The following is a 15,654-nucleotide window of genomic DNA, read 5'->3' as shown; positions in this document are numbered from 1 at the left end:
GGAACTTCGGCCTCTACAAGGCGTGGAAGGACATGACAGGCGAGGCGCTGGTGCCCTATCTCGAGCCGCAGTGGTCCCTGATCGCGACCCTCGGCCTGATCGGCGGCTCGATGCTCTATTCCTGGATCAGGACCCGCGACGCCAGAGATCGACCGGAACATCCGGCCCATTGAGGTCCCGTGTCGGGCCCCGATGGATCGGCGTCAGGACGACGACGGGCCGCGCTCCCGGGCGCGAAGAACCTCCTGCGCCAACAACCCGGCGGGCGGACCCATGCCGCGCGTGGACACAAGGGCGATCCCGCTGACGCGGAGCGGCGACAGCGGGTCACCAAGAACGGTCAGGTCGCGCGGGGGCCATGGCGGCCGGAAGGACCCCCACCCCAAGACCCGCCCGCAGCGCCGCCATCTGGCCGCGAGGCTGGGCGAGGTGAAGGAGCGCGGAAGGCGAGGCCTGCCGTTTCCAGCGCGGCCAGCGCCCGCTTGCGATAGATGTCAGGAGCCGGCGCGACGATCACGGGCAGAGGGTACGCCTCCAGGATTGACTGGACGAGCGCCACCCAGACGAGGGGCTCGCTCCAGACTCGGACGCCCAGTTCGGCTCCGAACGGGTCGCGTTTGACCGGGGCAAGATCGAGTAGCCCGTGTGACATCTGATCGAGCAGATTGGCGGTGCAGTCACAGGTCACCGAAAGCTTGATCCGGGGGTGGCTGCGCGCGAAAGCGCCGAGGATCCCCGGCAGATGCATCGTCGCGACGTCCTCTGGCGCGCCAACCCGTATCTCGCCCTCCAGATCGCCTTCGCCCGGCGTCGAGACAATTTCGTCGTTCAGCCGCAAGAGTCGGCGGGCCTGCGGCAGCAGGCCTGCGCCTTCCGTCGTCACGGCGCCGCCCTTGCCCGCCCGGTCCAGAAGCGGCGATCGCAACTGATCCTCGAGTCTGCAGATCTGCAGACTGACGGCGGGCTGGGTGCGCCCAACAGAGCGGCCGCCCGGGTAAAGCTTCCCGTTTCCACGCCGGTCACGAACGTGCGCAGCAGGTTGATCTCCAGGTGACCAAGCCCGACGTCATGTCATTAGCATTCGTTATGGGAAACATCACTCCAATGAACTGGATCGAAGCATTCGTCGAGGGCAGAGCAAGCGCGCCTCAGACGGATCCCACCGAATGCCCGACTTTTCCGCCAGCCTCGCCTTGCTCACCTCCCCGGCAATCCTGTTCTTCTTCCTTGGCGCAGCGGCCGCCTTCGCGCGGTCGGACCTGTCCATACCGGACCCCATCGCCAAAGCGCTGTCGCTGTATCTGATGCTCTGCATCGGCTTCAAGGGCGGGGTGGAAGCGCGTGCAGCCGGGCTTAGTGGCGACTTCCTGTCCGCGGGCGCCATAGGCATTGCGCTCAGCGCCCTGATGCCGCTTGTCGCCTTCGTCATTCTCAAGCGGATGCCGAGGCTCGACCGTTCGACGGCCTGCGCTCTCGCGGCGACCTACGGTTCTGTCTCGGTCGTGACGTTCGCCGCAGGGCAGCAGCATCTGGCGTCTCTCGGCATTGCCTCCGGCGGCTATATGGCCGCGGTCCTCGCCCTGATGGAGACGCCTGCCATACTCACCGCCCTCCTGCTGCTGAACGGTGCGGGTCGCGGTGAACCCGGTCAACGCAGAACGGTCCTGAAGGAAGTCTTCGTCGGGGCCGCCACCGTCATGCTGCTGGGCAGCTTTCTGGTGGGACTGGTCTCGGGGGCGGCCGGGATGGCCAGGCTGGACGTGTTCGTGGGCCCCCTGTTCCAGGGCGCGCTCTGCTTCTTCCTGCTCGACATCGGCCTGATCGCCGCGCGCAGGCTGATGGAGGGCGGGCGCAAGCTAAGCCCGGCCGTGGTCGCTTTTGCTTTAGGCTTTCCCCTCTTCTCAGCCGGCCTCGCGCTGGGATTGGCGCGGCTCGTCGGGCTCGAACTCGGCAACGCCGCCCTACTCACCATCCTGGCCGGCTCGGCATCCTATATCGCCGTGCCGGCCGCCATGCGGCTGGCCGCGCCCAAGGCGGACACAGGCGTCTTCGTGACGGCGTCCCTGGCCATCACCTTTCCCTTCAACCTGACGCTCGGCATCGCCTTCTACACGGCCGCTGCGGTCTGGCTGTGGAGGTGAACGCGCCCTCGAATTTCGCCCCCCTTTCGTCCCGACAACCACCATCCGGCAATCGCCGGACCTCTCTCGGAGCCAGCATGAAAATCCTTTCCCTCGTCACTGCCGCCGCCCTGATTTCGACCGCTGCGCCGATCTCCGCCTGGGCGCTGCCTATGTCCCAGACGGCCCGGACCTGTCCGGCCGCGACGACGGCCGACATCGAGGTGCAGTTCGAACGCTTCTCCGACGCTTGGGCCACTCGCGATCCTGATGTTGTGACTGCCCTGTTCACCGGAGAGCCGGTTCTGTTGCCGACAGTCTCCAACACGCCCCGCACCACCCCTGCTGGCGTTCGGGACTATTTCGTCAGCTTTCTGAGAAATCAGCCCGTGGCGCGGATCGACACCAGCACCGTCGAGATCGACTGCCACACAGCCTCGCGGGTCGGAACGTGGACTGTCACCCTCACCGATGCCACGACGGGTCAGACGCGTGACGTCCACGCCCGCTACTCCTTCATCTACCGGTTCGAAGACGGCGTCTGGAAGGTCGACCATCTCCACTCTTCGGCCATGCCCGAAGCAGGGCCTACGCAGACCCGCTGATCGATAGACGGGCGTCGCTTCTGACGCTGCGTCGGTGCCTGCCGGACCCGGTGTTCGGCGGTCGCCTTTGCCCTCCAGGCCGAAAGAGACCCCCGTGCCGAACTCACTTCACCGATTGAGCTACCTCAGCGTCGCAACGTTGAAACCTCTGTCCCTGATCGGCCTTGCGGAGCTGCTGGCCATTTCCCAGCGTAACAACGACCGTGACGGACTCACCGGGGCGCTCGCCGTCAGTAAGTCTCAGTATTTCGGGGTGGTCGAAGGGCCACGAGACAATCTGTTCAGTCTGGTGGCGCGCCTGCAACGCGACCGCCGACATCGCGATATCCACATTCTCGAGCTCGGCCCCGCCTCGGCAAGAATATTCGGACGCTGGTCGCTGGTAGCGGATCTCATCGAGCCCAGCCTGGTCGTCAGCCTCGCTGACCTCATGATCCCAGACGCGCTCGCTGTTGAGACGCGCCTGGCGATGCTGGAGGGTTTGACCGGAAGCTTACGTCAAGTGCCAGGAATGCGGTGAGCTGACGATCAAGATCCGCGCCGAGTGTCCCGCCTGTGTCGGCTGCAGACATAGACCGGCGCGCCCGGTTCTCGCGTCCACTGCCGATCCCGGCTCGTGCGGCGATTGCAATCGTTAGGATCAAAACAGAGGGGAGGCTTCAATGGGCCAGAAAGTCGTGACGCCTTGCGCAGATCTGGAGGTGATCGACGCGCGCATCCGTTGGGTTCTGGAACACCCTGACATGAGCCCCTGGCTCAAGTCGGCCTTGAGGTCCGCACTGGTCGAGGATCCGATCGATCTGACCAATGACCTCCAGATCCTTTCCAGTCTGATCGCGTCGCGGAGTAGCCTCCTGATGCGCCAATCTCCCTGCGATGATGGCCGATCATGATGCGATGATCCGCTGCGACTTGGCTTGGCTGTTCCTAATCTGTTGGAGCGCTCAGCATGTCAGGTTGGGGTCGGGAGCGGTCCGGACGGAACCCCAGATGCGCCATCGCACGGGCCTCGAGGCTGGGGGTCGCGATACCCGTGGACGAGACAGGCCCTGCATCATCCGGATGAAGACGCCCGCCTCAATCCACCGCTTCCAGCGATTGTACAGCGTCTTGTGTGGACCATAGGTCGCCGGCGCGTCACGCCATCGAAGCCCGTTGCGATTGACGAAGATGGTCCCTCTCAGCACTCGGCGATCGTCCACCCTGGGCCTGCCGTGGCTCTTGGGAAAGTGCGGCCTGAGCCGCTCCATCTGCTCGTCCGTCAGCCAATGAAGGTCGCTCATATCCAGTCTCCTTGCAGAGCCTCAATCAGATCGAGCGCATCACATCAAGGCGTCCTGAGCCCATGGACCTGACTAGCGGACTCCATCAGGGCCAGCGGACATCAGCGCCGGGCCAACAGGCCGGACAGAATGACCGCACCCCGACATATCCCGACATCAAACCAGATTCACTCTTGCAGCGCAGGGGCCATCCATAGACGACAAACACCCTTGCAGACGCCCGTGGCGTCGCTGACCAGACAGGCCGATCCCGCGATACGAAGCGTCCATCGCATCGCGGGGTAAGCGGTCACTGAGTGCGGTTCACGCCTCCGGCGTCAGAACTTGGCGCGTATGCCGATGGAGAGACGGCGCTCTGACAGGGCGTAGCTGTTTATCGCCGTAGGATTGAAGTTGGCGATCTCGACAGTTGCGGAATCCTCTGGGATCAGATTCTGGGCCTGAAACGAAACGGCGATCGTGTCCGTGATATCGTAACCTAGTTGCGCGTCCAGTTGTGACCGCGCCGCGATCACATCCGGGCGGCCTTGGGTGAACTCGAACACCGCATCATCGCGCCAGTTGTAGGCGACGCGGGCCGACAGAGGTCCTTTTTCATAGAGAGCGACCAGATTGTAGCTGTGCTTGGAGGTCGCGACGAGCGGGAAGCCATTGCTGTCCTCGCTGTCGGCAAACGTGTAGTTGGCGATTATGCCAAAGCCGTCGAAAGGTGCCGGAAGAAAGTCCAGGAATTGGGTGACCCCGATCTCGAAGCCTCGCACCCTAGCCGAAGCAATGTTGAACGGCCGGGAGGTGCGATACGTGTCGGTGATGCCGCCGATCGTGATCGTCTCCTCGATCGTTCCAGTCGAAATGAAGTCACTGACATCCTTGTAGAAGATCGCCCCCGCGAGCATTGAGCTGCCGCCCGTGTAATATTCAAACGACACATCGTAATTGTCTGAAATCGGCGGAGTCAGCTGGGCGTTGCCGCCTCCAGACGTCAGATTGGTCTGGTTGATGAAGGTGCTGGGGGCCAGATCGGCGAGTCCCGCCCTTTGCAGGGTTCTCGACGCGGACAGCCGCATCAGGAAATCGTCGGTCAGGTTCAGTGTGAAATTCACGCTGGGCAGTACGTTGGTGTAGCTGTTGGTGTCGGTGGTGGGCACTGAAACGTTGTTGATCAGCGCATTGGTGTCCACCGAGAAGTCGGTGTCGGTCACCCGGACGCCGGCGTTCAGGCGCGCGGGCCGGCCGAGGAGCTCGGTCTCGTAGTCGACCATGACATAGCCGCTGAGGGTGTTTTCCTCGAGATCGAAGTCGCGGACGTCATTGGCGCGAAGCGTGCCGGGAGGCAGGGTCGGATCCAGACTGGGCTCGGTGGCCAGGACCCGAGGGTAGAGGAACCCGGGGTCCGGATAATAGGACAGGAAGCTGCGTGGGAAGTTGCCGGAAACCCGGTCGAGGAAGGAGGGGCTGCCCGTTACGGCGAACGGGGCCAGCTCGGCCGCAGTCGCCAGGCCGCGACTACGCAGGGAGGTGAAGTCCGAGGTCAGAGCGACGTAGCGCACGCCGCCGCTGACCCGCAGGCCCTCCCTGAGTTCGTACCCCACGTCGAACTTGCCTGTGTATTCCTCAAGGTTGGCTGGCACGTAGCCGGCCCGCAGCGTCAGGGTCCCCGCAGTGGGAAAGACATAGTTGGAGGTCAGGTTGGGGTCGAAGGCCGTGCCTGCCGGGCGTTCCAGCGTCAAGCTGGGCACTACGCCGTTGCGGAAATCATAGGTCCCGACGACGTTCGTCACCGAATCCAGCACGACCACTTCGATCTCCTGACGAAGTGTCCCACGGCTGTAGTAGGCGTCGCCTTCGACCGTCAGCCGGCCATCGTCATAACGGCCGTTCAAACCGATCAGCGCATTGGCCGTCGGATCCTTCCGTCGTTGATTCTGGACCCGGACCCGGCCGACCGACGTGCCTGCGACCAGATAGCCCCCTTCGTTGACAGCGTTGGTGATGATGGTCGCGGTCGCGCTGGTCGGGAAGTTGAAGGTCAGGGCCTGGTTGGTTCGGTCGGCGTCCACGCGTGAGTAAAGCGCATCTGCGGTGAAAACGAAGTCGGCGCCAAGCCTGCCCTGGAAGGCTCCATTTATCCCGAAACGTGACCGGTCGATATCGACGTTCTCGTATTGAAGAAGCAGCGGAGCCAGAACGTCGGTCGTGCCGCCGTTTCGCCGGGTCAGCCAATTGTTCCGCTCCAGCAGTTGGACGCTGGACGTTCGCTTCTGGTACTCGGCGGAGATCAGCACGCCGAACATCCCGTCGGCGAAGGTCCTCGTGTACAGGCCGGTCAGGCTGGGTTCGAACTCCTCTGATCCATCGGAGTAGGTGCCCTGGGCGCGAAGCGAGAGCCTGGGCGAATTGAAATCGAAGGGTTTGGGCGTCACCAGATTGACCGTTCCGCCCAGGCCGCCTTCAGCCTGGCTGGCGAGGGGCGACTTGCGCACTTCCAGCCTGCCGAACAGGGATGAGGGCACCGAATCCAGGCCAGAAGATCGACCGAGATTGTCGTTCTCGGGTGGTGAAACACGGGCGGAGAAGCCCAGCAGGGTGCGCTCATCGACCTCGACGCGGACCTGTTGCAGGCCACGGATATTGACGGCCTGGCCCTCGCCGAAGACCCGCGTGATCTGGACGCCGGTCACACGCTGAAGCGCTTCGGCGACGTTGGCGTCTGGAAGCTTGCCGACATCGTCGGCGGTGATGACGTCGAGGATCTGCGACGACTCCCGCTTGATGTCGGCGGCTTGAGCCAGGGAGGCGCGGATGCCGGTGACGATGATCTCGTCCACCTGGTCGGACTGCTGCTGGGGTGCGGGTTCGAGCGCAGACGGCGATGCCGCGTCCTGCGCGAACGCGGGCGACACGGTCAGACAAGCGACTGAGCCGAGAAGCACGGCTTTCAACACGATCTTGCAATGACCACGAACCGATTCCGTAAACATGTTCCGCCCCTCAACGACTGGCCTCGCACCAGCATGATACCGGTGTCATTTCTGGCTCTCTGGAAACGCTACCACCGCCAATCGGCGCTTGTCAAAACTGGTCAGGCCGGTGTGAGAATTGTCATGACCGAAAATTCCCAGCCGCGGGTCATGCGGACAGGACCGAGGGTGCGATAAGGGGCATGCTATGGAGGGGTGACCGACACGATCGATGGCGGGAGGGTCACCCGAAAGCGGATTTCCCACGAAACTTCAGTCGTCTCACCTGCAATGCCCCGACACTTCACAAGGCTTCGGAAGGGCCCCACCGGCGTGGCGTAGATCTCGGGGTCCGGAGCCTCGGGCGAAACCATGCAGTCCAGTCCCGTCGCTTCGAACGAAGCGACCTCGCCTACCTCGAAGACCACCCGGTCGCCGTCCCGACGCGGCGCGCCGGAGTAGGTTGCAAACTCCAGATCGATTCCGGCCCCGGCGTCAGCCGGCGCGAGAACGAGGGTGTCGGTCCGACGAATGGCGCCGGGCTCGAGGACGTAGGTCGTGCGACTGCGAGCCCGGGTATCGGAAACCGGCGCGACATCGCCCATCCGATCCCAAGCCTGCTGCCGATAGGTGACCGTGGCGCGGGAGTCCGTTTCGTCGACCTCGACATCGGTGAACCAGGCCAGAGGTGACAGCTGCGCGCCGTCCCGCATCGTCAGGCGGGGGATCAACTGCGGAAACGTCTCGTCCGCGGCGCCGGACAGAACGCCCGGCGAGAACGGGATCGGGAAATACGGCGTATTCATATGCTGCGCAGGTCCGCCGTTGATCAGCGGCAAACCGATCAATCGATCGCCGTCGCGATAGGTGACCAGAAGCCGGTCATGGTCTCTGCGAGAGAACCACGTCGTCGTCGATCTGGGCCTGAGATCCAGCCAGGTCGAGAAGGCGACATCGGGCGCGGAATCCTGCAGTCCGAGCCGGTTCCAGATCGCATTGGTGTAGATCAGCTGGTGAGACAGGCTGAGGTTCTCACCCAGGATTCTGTGCTTGCCGCGATAGGCGTCGGTCTTTCGGCCGTGGTCCCAAAGGTTGACCGAACCCGTCCCGCTATCCAGCCAGAAATCGACGTAGCGCGCAGCAACCCGCGAGGAGAAGGCGTAGGCCATCGCCGTTTCGTCGTCGGAGAGAATGCCGACGGCTGCGGCAGCACTCAGCACCTCGACGAAGGCGGTTTCGCCATAAGCCCCGATGCTGCGGCCGTACTCAAAACCTTCGCCGCGCAGGTTCAGGCGCGGCAGTATCACATCCACCGAGGCGCGCAGCCAGACCAGGACGTCTGGAGGAGGCGTCAGGCCGGTCTCGATGAATTTCTGGGCGATCTCGCCGATCAGCAGCACGCTGTAGCGGTCAAAACGCCCCTCCCCATCGGTCTCGTCGGCGAAGCCGTACTCGCCGGAATAGTCGCGGAAATGCCGGAGGGTCTTGTCCAGCAACGCTTCGCTCGCCGACTCATCCTCCCACCCGAGGAGGAACCGCAGACGCGCCACACTAAAGGCCACGCCGTAGTAGTTGTTGGGCAGGTCGACCAAGGTCAGGTCCGGCTGACGCACGAAGCTGCGCCAGTCCAGGCGTTCGCGCAGACGCGCCAGGGTCGCCGGGTCTACGGCCTGATCCAGAAGGCCCGCGACTTCCAGCGAATGCAGGGCCGACAGATAATAGTAGATGCCCCAGGTTTCGTTGGCGTCCTCCAGCGTCAGGTCAGCGAGACGTCGAAAGGCGGTCAGCCGCTCTGCCAGCGCCGGGTCCGAGGGGGCCGAAGACGTGATCAGATGCGCCATGCCGATGGCGATCTTGCCCGGCAAAAACTTGTCCGAGGCTTCGAAAACCGGGATGCCGTCCAGCCGGTAACTCCGCCCGTTGGCGACCAGATCGTCGAGCAGGGCCTCGACCTGGGGCCTCAACACCGTCTCGACCGTGGTGTTCATGGGCGGCGCCTGAACGTAGGAACGCCCCCGTTCCTGGGCCGCCGCGGATGTCGCGGCGACGGCGCCCAGGGCGAGGATGATGACGGCCGACAATGAAAATGTGCGCAAATAGTCCCCCAACGAATCACGGCGGACGGGGAAAATGGAGGCGACCTTTCAGCCGCCCCCCGAGGAAGTCGCCACCCTTGGGAAGAGCAGACGGCACCTGTAGTCTGGCATGACCAACGCGTCAATCGGCCTTACCAGTTTATGGGTCGCTGTGGCTAAGGCGGTCACGACGCCGCTCTCTGCTGGCGGCGTGTACGATCCAGTCCTCAGACAATCGGGTCATCCCGCTCAGTCCTCCGGGCCGCTGAACCGCTGAATCCGTCTTTTGGCCAACGGTCGCTTTTGCGCCGCGACCTTCGGCAGGGAGACGGCCGGCGCCCGGGCCCAAGCCATGGGCTTGGCGGACCCCGGCGGTTGTCTACCCTCTGGAGAGAACGCTCAGAGCGTTGAGCGACGCGCAACGTCCAGACGGCGCGCTTCGCCATGGGATCGGGTGACCTCCAGGGCGTCCATCTCAGTGGCGGTCAGAAGGCCGTCGATGACGCTGCTGAGATGGGCCCGCATCGCCTCGCGGGCCTCGCGCGGCGAGCGCTTGATCAGGGCGTCGACGATCACGCGGTGGTCTTCGATCAGGGGGCGGACGCCGACCTGTCGCGCCCGCTCCAGCATGGCCGCGCACAACGGCGATCGGTAGCGCAGATCCCACAGTGTCTCGACTGTCATCTGGATCGCTGCATTGCGCGTCGCGGCGGCGATCAGCATGTGAAACCGCCGATCGGCGTGTTCGCCGATCGGAGAGGCCAGCGTGTTCTCGCCCTCCATCTCGCCCAGGATCACTTCCAGTTCGGCCAGTTCGGCGTCAGTGATTGCGCTGGCTGCCAGCGCGCAGGCCTCGCCTTCAAACAGGCGGCGCGCCTCTGTGAGTTCGAAGGCCCCGATGTCCAGTTCGGGCGCCGGGCCGGTCGTGGTCGCTTGCGTCACATAGACCCCCGATCCATGGCGCACCTCGACCAATCCGCGGATTTCAAGAGCGATCATCGCCTCTCGGACCGTCGGTCGGCTGACGCCGAGGTCCTCGGCCAAGTCGCGTTCGGACGGCAGCCTGTCTCCCACGGTGTGCCGGCCGGTAGCGATGTTGTTCGCGATCGTGGCGGCGACCTGCTGGTAGAGTTTTCGAGTGTCCGCTGTTGATGTGGTCATTTCAGATACAGTATAGCTTCATTGCATCTGTCAGGCCAGCAGAGTTAAGCAGAGGGCGTTGTCAGGATAACTCTTCCCGCTTGAGAGGCCCCCAATCGCCGGCCCGATCAGGCAACAGCAGCCGCCCAGGCGCCGTCCGCGTGGGCGCGGAAGCGGCGAAGGGTGGGTCTGCTGATCAGATGGCGCCGGATGTTGAAGGTGTTGTAGATCGCTGCATGGGTGGTGAGGAATCTCTGAGCTGAAGCCTGGGATTTGAACCGCTGCTGCCGCTCTCGTAGCCGGATCGGGAAATGGAAGTTCTCAACCCGGTTGTTCTCGCGAAGCCGGCCCGGTCGATGCAGATGCCTCAGACCCAGTTGATCCAGAGCCGCGCCGTAGGAGCCCAGGCCGTCGGTCGTGATCGTCTGGGGCTCGACCGGCGGGTTATTAAGGAGCCGCCTGAGCAGCTTCAACGCAGCGTTCGTGCCCCGCCGGCGCTGGACGACCAGGTCTAGGACCTCGCCTTCGTCATCGACAGCCCGCCACAGATACATCCGCTTGCCGCCGATCCAGCAAACCATTTCATCCGGATGCCAACGAGGCGATGGAACTGGCCGACGCGCTTCAGCCGCCGCGCGATCAGCGGTCCGAATTTGATCGTCCAGCACCGGATCGTCTCATAGCTGACGTCGACCCCGCGTTGCGCCCTCAACTCCTCGAGGTCACGAAAACTGACGCTGAAGCGAAAGTAGAGCCAGACGGCCTGGAGGATGACATCCGCCGGAAACCGGTGGCGCTTGAACGAAATCGACTGCCCGAAATTTGATCCCCGTCAGTGGCTGACGCCACAAATACCGGAGACCCTTTATCGTTCGCCTGACAGCACCACGCAGCCGGACAGATGCGCTCACTTCAACAGTCCGGCCGACCTCAAGGCGCGATTGATCACATCCTCAATACCGTTGGCGCTCACCGCCGGCGTGGGCGGTACGATGTGGCCAGGCCCGCGGCCGCCAGCACCATCACGCGACGCAGGATCGGATGTCGTAGCCAAGGCATCGGCCAGGCCCCACCCCAGGGCGATCTCGAAGCTGGATGAGACCCCTACCTCAGGGGTGTAGGACGAAGCGGCTCCGCACCCATCGCTCCCCTTCGCCTTGACCGCGGCGCCGTGGCCGAGCCCGTGAATGCGATGGAGCTCCACTACCGGGTCGCCATCAGCGGACATCCATACCGCAAAATCTCTCCCGCCGGGCGTTCGCGCCTTTCGTGGCGGGCTTTGAGCACCATGAAGTTGCCGCCATTGGTCAGCCACCGCTTCGCCCGCCGCCGGCCGCACCAGGCTGTCGGACTGGCCATGCCAGACCGAAACCTTGGGCCATGGTCCGCGGTGGTTGGTGTTGGACAGGACGTGATCCGCCAGAACCGCCGAGGTTGGCGGGGCGGTCATCGCCATCGCAGCGAGGGCCTCGCCGAGATTGTTGGCGACGCCGTAAGGAAGCCCTGCAACGATCGCGCCCCCCGCGAACATCTCGGGATAAGTCGCCAACATGACCGACGTCATCGCCCCGCCGGCTGAAAGACCCGTCACAAATACACGGCTTGGGTCCAGGTCGTGGAGGTCGAGCGCGCACCGCACCATCTGGGCGATTGATTCCGCCTCCCCTGCCCCCCGCCTGATGTCGCCGGGCCCATACCAGTTGAAGCAGAGGTTCGAGTTGTTTGCCCGGCTCTGCTCGGGAGCCACGACGACGAAGCCGAACCGGTCGGCCAACTCGATCCAGCCGACGGGGCCGGCGAAATCCTCCGACGTCTGAGTGCATCCGTGCATCACAACGACCAGGCCAGCTTCAGGCGTCAACTTCGCGGGCACGTGGATCTTCATCGTGAGGTTTCCCGGGTTAGTCCCGAACCCTCCAACGACCGCCAGTCCAGCGGCCCTAGTTCTGCTGGCTTGTTTCGGTCGTCGTGCTTTGATCGCGGCGACGGTTTGGCCGAGGCTGGTCATACGGGAACTCTCACCGACCAGGCCGGCCTAGAGACAATATGGTGCTGCAATGCAGCATTACATCGTGCGGCGCACAATTAACGTGGGATCCCGAGCGCACTGCCCGGACGCGTGGATAAGCGCAGCGCACTGTGTCGTCTAAACCCCATCCGGGAACCGGGCCTGGCGGTTGTCCGCACGGTCAGTTCCCGGCTGGCCCCGCTGATGGCGATCAGATAGGTCGCGGCCACCCAGGTCAGGCCGCCCGCGACCAGCGCCGCGGCCCAGCCGCCGTGGACATCAGGTAGTACATCGGTGCGCCCGGCCTTGCCTCTGGAAGACTGGATGGTGGCTACAACGGTTTAAAGTCCGCTATGGATGGTGGACTCAACCGGTGAACGCAACACGCTCGCTTTTCTTCGGAGATGGAGCGTGGATCATGAAACAGCGGCGTCGCATCTAATATTCGGCGGCCCAGCGCGCCGAAATCTGGGATCGCTGGAGGGCCGGCGAGTCGATGCGTTCGATCGGACGGCGGTTCGACCGCGAGTCGTCGTCGGTGTTTTTAGCGCTGTCGCCGACCGGTGGAATCCGGCCTCCAGACCGGAAGCGGGCGGCTGGGGCCCTCAGTCTGGGCGAACGGGAGGAAATCTCCCGGGGGCTCAGCACCGGCTGCGCGCTGCGTGGGATCGCCCGGTCGTTGTGTCGATCGGCATCGACGATCAGTCGCGAGGTCCGACGCAATGGCGGGGGCGAACGCTATGGGGCGACGCGTTCTGATCAGGCGGCTTGGGACCGGGCCTTGCGTCCGAAGCCGTGCAAGCTGGCTTGCCGACCCGATCTGGCCCGGACAGTATCCGGCAAGCTGCGGCGGAACTGGTCGCCCGAGCAGATCGCCGGCTGGCTCAAGCGCACCTGGCCCTGGGTGCCGCACAATCAGGGGTCGCACGAAACCATTGTCGAAGCCTGTTCATCCAGACCCGAGGGGTGCTGAAGAAGGAACTTCTGGACCACCTCAGGGCGCGGCGGACCGTCCGGCGTTCCCGGCATGCGAGCCTGAAGCGTCAAGGCCTCGGCCAGATCAAGGACGCCGTCTCCACCAGCGAGCGGCCCGCATCCGTCGAGGATCGCGCCGTCCCCGGTCACTGGGAAGGCGACCTGATCGGCGGCTCCCGCAACAGCTACGTCGCCACCCTGGTCGAGGGGCATTCGCGCTACGTCATGCTGGTCAAGGTCGCCAACAAGGACACCGAGAGCGTCGTCACCGCCCTGATCAAACAGTCGAAGAAACTCCCCGGCGAACTACCGATCCCTCACCTGGGACCGCGGTAAGGCGCTCGCCGTCCACAAGCGGCTGGCTCTGGCCGCCGACGGCGAGGTCTGGTTCTGTGATCCCGGTCACCCTGGCAGCGAGGCTCGAACGAAAACACCAACCGGCTGCTGCGCCAGTATCCGCCCCACGGGACCGACCTGTCCCTGCACCGCCAGGCTCAGCTCAGCGCCATCGCCCGGCAACTCAATGAGCGTCCCAGAAAGCCCTTGCTCTATCGGACGCCAGCAGAGACCTTTCGCCGCGTGTGTTGCGGCGATCAGTTGAGCCCGCCGTGCGGAGCGGACGTTCAAAATGGCTGCCTCTTTGCGCGGCGTCAGCGTCAATCCCGCAGACCGGCTCGCCGCTGCTCAAAGGTAAGCGCCAACACCATTGCCGCCCCGAACAGCGCGCCTTCCAGGCTGGCGGTGGCGATCTGACTGACCAAGCCAAACGTCGCTTCGCCAAACAAGACGCCCAAATGGTCGAACCTCAGCCGCGCCTCGGGGAACTGCGCCGCCAGCGCAGCCAGGCTGCCGCCCATCAGCCGCCCGCCCAGCAAGGCGGCGCTCGCCCCTGCAAAGCCAGTCAGGAGCGTTCCGGCCAGCACAGCGATCCGCCGTTTTCGTCCCCGCGTGATCCACACGCCCGCGCCGATCGCAGCGCCCAGCAGTACGCCTTCGCCGGCGCCCGTCATCGCCCTCGGCGCCGATCCGAACAGCAGGGTGAAGGCGTCCAGCCCGGCAAGCCGCACCACGGCGCCCACGACCAGTCCGCCGCAGGCGCCGCCAAGTAGGAACCATGGTTCCCGGCGCCGGGAGACGAAGCTCGCCATTCCGACCCCGAACCCGACACTTGAGCCCCCGATCATTCCGATCGCGGCTGTCAGAGCGGCGAGCACCAGCAGTCCGGACAGTGAGCCGCCCGCCCCGGCGTCCGCCACCCCCGCGAAGCCGTAGGCCAGGCCGCCGATCAATCCCGCCATGCCGCCGCCGATGAGCCCGGCTCGACCCATGCCGACAAACCGCGCCAACGCCTCGCTTCGACCGGTTTGAGCGCGGACCTCGGCCGATGCCGCATCGCTGTCTGTGCGCTCAGCATGAGGAGGCGTCACAGAGGCGATGAAGCGGTAACCATGGCGGGGCACCGTCTCGATGAACCGAGGCCTGCCCGCCTCGTCCCCAAGGGCCTTACGCAAGGACCGCACGCATTGGGTCAACGCCTCGTCGGTGACCGGAACGCCTTTCCAGACCTCATCCAGAAGCCGCGCCTTGGTCACCAGTCTGCCCTCCTCGGTGATTAGCAGAACCAGTGCGTCCAGATAGCGTCCAGACACCTCCACGGTCCCCCCAGGATCAGAGAGGCGGCGATCCGCTGCGTCCAGCACGAAGCGGTCGAAACGATAGACGCCAGCCACGGTTTTCAGGGTTTCCTCACGCGGCGCTCAGGACTTTCATCGCCCGCGCCCTCACAGCTCAAGCCTCACCCAAGCTGGAAACGAAGGCAATGACGAACGACATCTCTGCCAACCCGAACGACCGACTGACCTCGACCCTACGCCTGATCGGCTGGACACTCGTCGCGGGCCTTCTGCTCACGCCCGCCGTCGCGATGCGGTTCACAGACGAGGTCCTGTGGACGACCTCAGACTTCATCTTCGCAGGCGTCGTCCTGATTGGGGCTGGCGCGATCACAGAGCTGGCGGTGCGCGCCTCGGGCGACTGGTCGTATCGGATCGGCGTCGGCCTCGCCGTGCTCGCTTCGGTTCTGTTGATCTGGATCAACGGCGCCGTGGGAATCATCGGATCTGAAGATCATCCGGCGAACCTGCTTTATCTGGGCGTGATTCTCGCTGCGTTTGTCGGAGCGGTCGCCAGTCGTTTCCGCGCGAGGGGCCTGTCGTTGTCCATGGCATCGGCTGCCGGGCTCCAAGCCTTGATCGGAATCCTTGCTGTCTTGCGGAACTGGGGTGCCGGGTCTGAGAACTGGCCTCGGCCGGTGATCGTGCTCAGCATCATTTTCTGTATGATCTGGCTGGCTTCGGCGGCCCTGTTCCGCCGCGCGGCCCGCGCGGGTCATGGCGCCCGTCAAGGTGGAACTGCCTCATCGTAACGCTAGAAAACTGGTCCGATCAGCGATCGGCAAAGTCAGTCTGGCGAGCGCGGCGCAAGGTCC

The 15,654-nt window shown here is 64.4% G+C and carries 11 protein-coding genes and 3 pseudogenes; 6 read left to right on the top strand and 8 right to left on the bottom strand.

Annotated elements, in window-relative coordinates; translation table 11 throughout:
* Positions 1 to 340: 340 nt before the first annotated feature.
* A complete protein-coding gene (locus RMO01_RS16675; RefSeq protein ID WP_409013097.1) occupies positions 341 to 946 on the bottom strand; it encodes a LysR family transcriptional regulator in 606 nt (201 codons plus the stop codon).
* Positions 947 to 1,166: 220 nt separating this feature from the next.
* Here RMO01_RS16675 and RMO01_RS16665 point away from each other — a divergent pair, with 220 nt between their 5' ends.
* The 4 genes from RMO01_RS16665 (at position 1,167) to RMO01_RS16650 (ending at position 3,618) form a co-directional block, all read left to right on the top strand.
* Positions 1,167 to 2,141 carry a sodium-dependent bicarbonate transport family permease gene (locus RMO01_RS16665; protein WP_309630184.1) on the top strand — a complete coding sequence of 325 codons (975 nt, stop codon included), beginning with the start codon at positions 1,167 to 1,169 and terminating at the stop codon, positions 2,139 to 2,141.
* Between the two features lie 77 nt (positions 2,142 to 2,218).
* Entirely contained in the window at positions 2,219 to 2,725 is a 507-nt protein-coding gene (locus RMO01_RS16660) for an SgcJ/EcaC family oxidoreductase (RefSeq protein ID WP_309630183.1), read from the top strand.
* Positions 2,726 to 2,819: 94 nt separating this feature from the next.
* On the top strand, positions 2,820 to 3,245 hold the full coding sequence (locus tag RMO01_RS16655) for a BLUF domain-containing protein (protein ID WP_309630182.1): 426 nt from the start codon (positions 2,820 to 2,822) through the stop codon (positions 3,243 to 3,245).
* A 142-nt stretch (positions 3,246 to 3,387) separates the two neighbouring features.
* Positions 3,388 to 3,618, top strand: a complete 231-nt coding sequence (locus RMO01_RS16650) for a hypothetical protein (RefSeq protein WP_309630181.1) — start codon at positions 3,388 to 3,390, stop codon at positions 3,616 to 3,618.
* A gap of 147 nt (positions 3,619 to 3,765) precedes the next feature.
* Here the strand turns inward: RMO01_RS16650 and RMO01_RS16645 are convergent.
* The 6 genes and pseudogenes from RMO01_RS16645 to RMO01_RS16620 form a co-directional block, all read right to left on the bottom strand.
* A pseudogene (locus RMO01_RS16645) lies at positions 3,766 to 4,008 on the bottom strand (transposase); the annotation flags it as partial.
* Positions 4,009 to 4,325: 317 nt separating this feature from the next.
* Positions 4,326 to 6,911 (bottom strand): TonB-dependent receptor, encoded by a 2,586-nt coding sequence (locus tag RMO01_RS16640; RefSeq protein ID WP_309630180.1) that lies wholly within the window; start codon positions 6,909 to 6,911, stop codon positions 4,326 to 4,328.
* A 263-nt stretch (positions 6,912 to 7,174) separates the two neighbouring features.
* On the bottom strand, positions 7,175 to 9,049 hold the full coding sequence (locus tag RMO01_RS16635; protein ID WP_309630179.1) for a hypothetical protein: 1,875 nt from the start codon (positions 9,047 to 9,049) through the stop codon (positions 7,175 to 7,177).
* A gap of 393 nt (positions 9,050 to 9,442) precedes the next feature.
* Positions 9,443 to 10,204, bottom strand: coding sequence for a FadR/GntR family transcriptional regulator (locus RMO01_RS16630; RefSeq protein WP_309630178.1), 762 nt, complete (start codon positions 10,202 to 10,204; stop codon positions 9,443 to 9,445).
* A 107-nt stretch (positions 10,205 to 10,311) separates the two neighbouring features.
* Positions 10,312 to 10,991: pseudogene (locus tag RMO01_RS16625) on the bottom strand (IS6 family transposase).
* Positions 10,992 to 11,090: 99 nt separating this feature from the next.
* Positions 11,091 to 12,068, bottom strand: a complete 978-nt coding sequence (locus RMO01_RS16620; RefSeq protein WP_309630177.1) for a PHB depolymerase family esterase — start codon at positions 12,066 to 12,068, stop codon at positions 11,091 to 11,093.
* A 589-nt stretch (positions 12,069 to 12,657) separates the two neighbouring features.
* Between RMO01_RS16620 and RMO01_RS16615 the strand changes: the two are divergent.
* Positions 12,658 to 13,767 (top strand): annotated as a pseudogene (locus RMO01_RS16615) (IS30 family transposase).
* Positions 13,768 to 13,822: 55 nt separating this feature from the next.
* Here the strand turns inward: RMO01_RS16615 and RMO01_RS16610 are convergent.
* Positions 13,823 to 14,896, bottom strand: a complete 1,074-nt coding sequence (locus RMO01_RS16610) for a winged helix-turn-helix domain-containing protein (RefSeq protein WP_309630176.1) — start codon at positions 14,894 to 14,896, stop codon at positions 13,823 to 13,825.
* A gap of 89 nt (positions 14,897 to 14,985) precedes the next feature.
* On the opposite strand from RMO01_RS16610, the gene RMO01_RS16605 reads away from it, so the two are divergent.
* A complete protein-coding gene (locus RMO01_RS16605) occupies positions 14,986 to 15,591 on the top strand; it encodes a hypothetical protein (protein ID WP_309630175.1) in 606 nt (201 codons plus the stop codon).
* Positions 15,592 to 15,654: the final 63 nt, after the last annotated feature.

The organism is Brevundimonas sp. (assembly GCF_031412435.1).
Taxonomy (GTDB): Bacteria; Pseudomonadota; Alphaproteobacteria; order Caulobacterales; family Caulobacteraceae; genus Brevundimonas.
The sequence above is the reverse complement of the archived record's forward strand: the minus strand, read 5'-3'. Positions and strand labels throughout refer to the sequence as shown.

What these genes read in the sequence shown, in the direction of transcription:
- RMO01_RS16650 (WP_309630181.1), top strand. Translation starts at nt 3,388, where the DNA reads ATGGGCCAGAAAGTCGTGACGCCTTGCGCAGATCTGGAGGTGATCGAC.
- RMO01_RS16620 (WP_309630177.1), bottom strand. Translation starts at nt 12,068, where the DNA reads ATGAAGATCCACGTGCCCGCGAAGTTGACGCCTGAAGCTGGCCTGGTC.
- RMO01_RS16630 (WP_309630178.1), bottom strand. Translation starts at nt 10,204, where the DNA reads ATGACCACATCAACAGCGGACACTCGAAAACTCTACCAGCAGGTCGCC.
- RMO01_RS16665 (WP_309630184.1), top strand. Translation starts at nt 1,167, where the DNA reads ATGCCCGACTTTTCCGCCAGCCTCGCCTTGCTCACCTCCCCGGCAATC.
- RMO01_RS16660 (WP_309630183.1), top strand. Translation starts at nt 2,219, where the DNA reads ATGAAAATCCTTTCCCTCGTCACTGCCGCCGCCCTGATTTCGACCGCT.
- RMO01_RS16605 (WP_309630175.1), top strand. Translation starts at nt 14,986, where the DNA reads ATGACGAACGACATCTCTGCCAACCCGAACGACCGACTGACCTCGACC.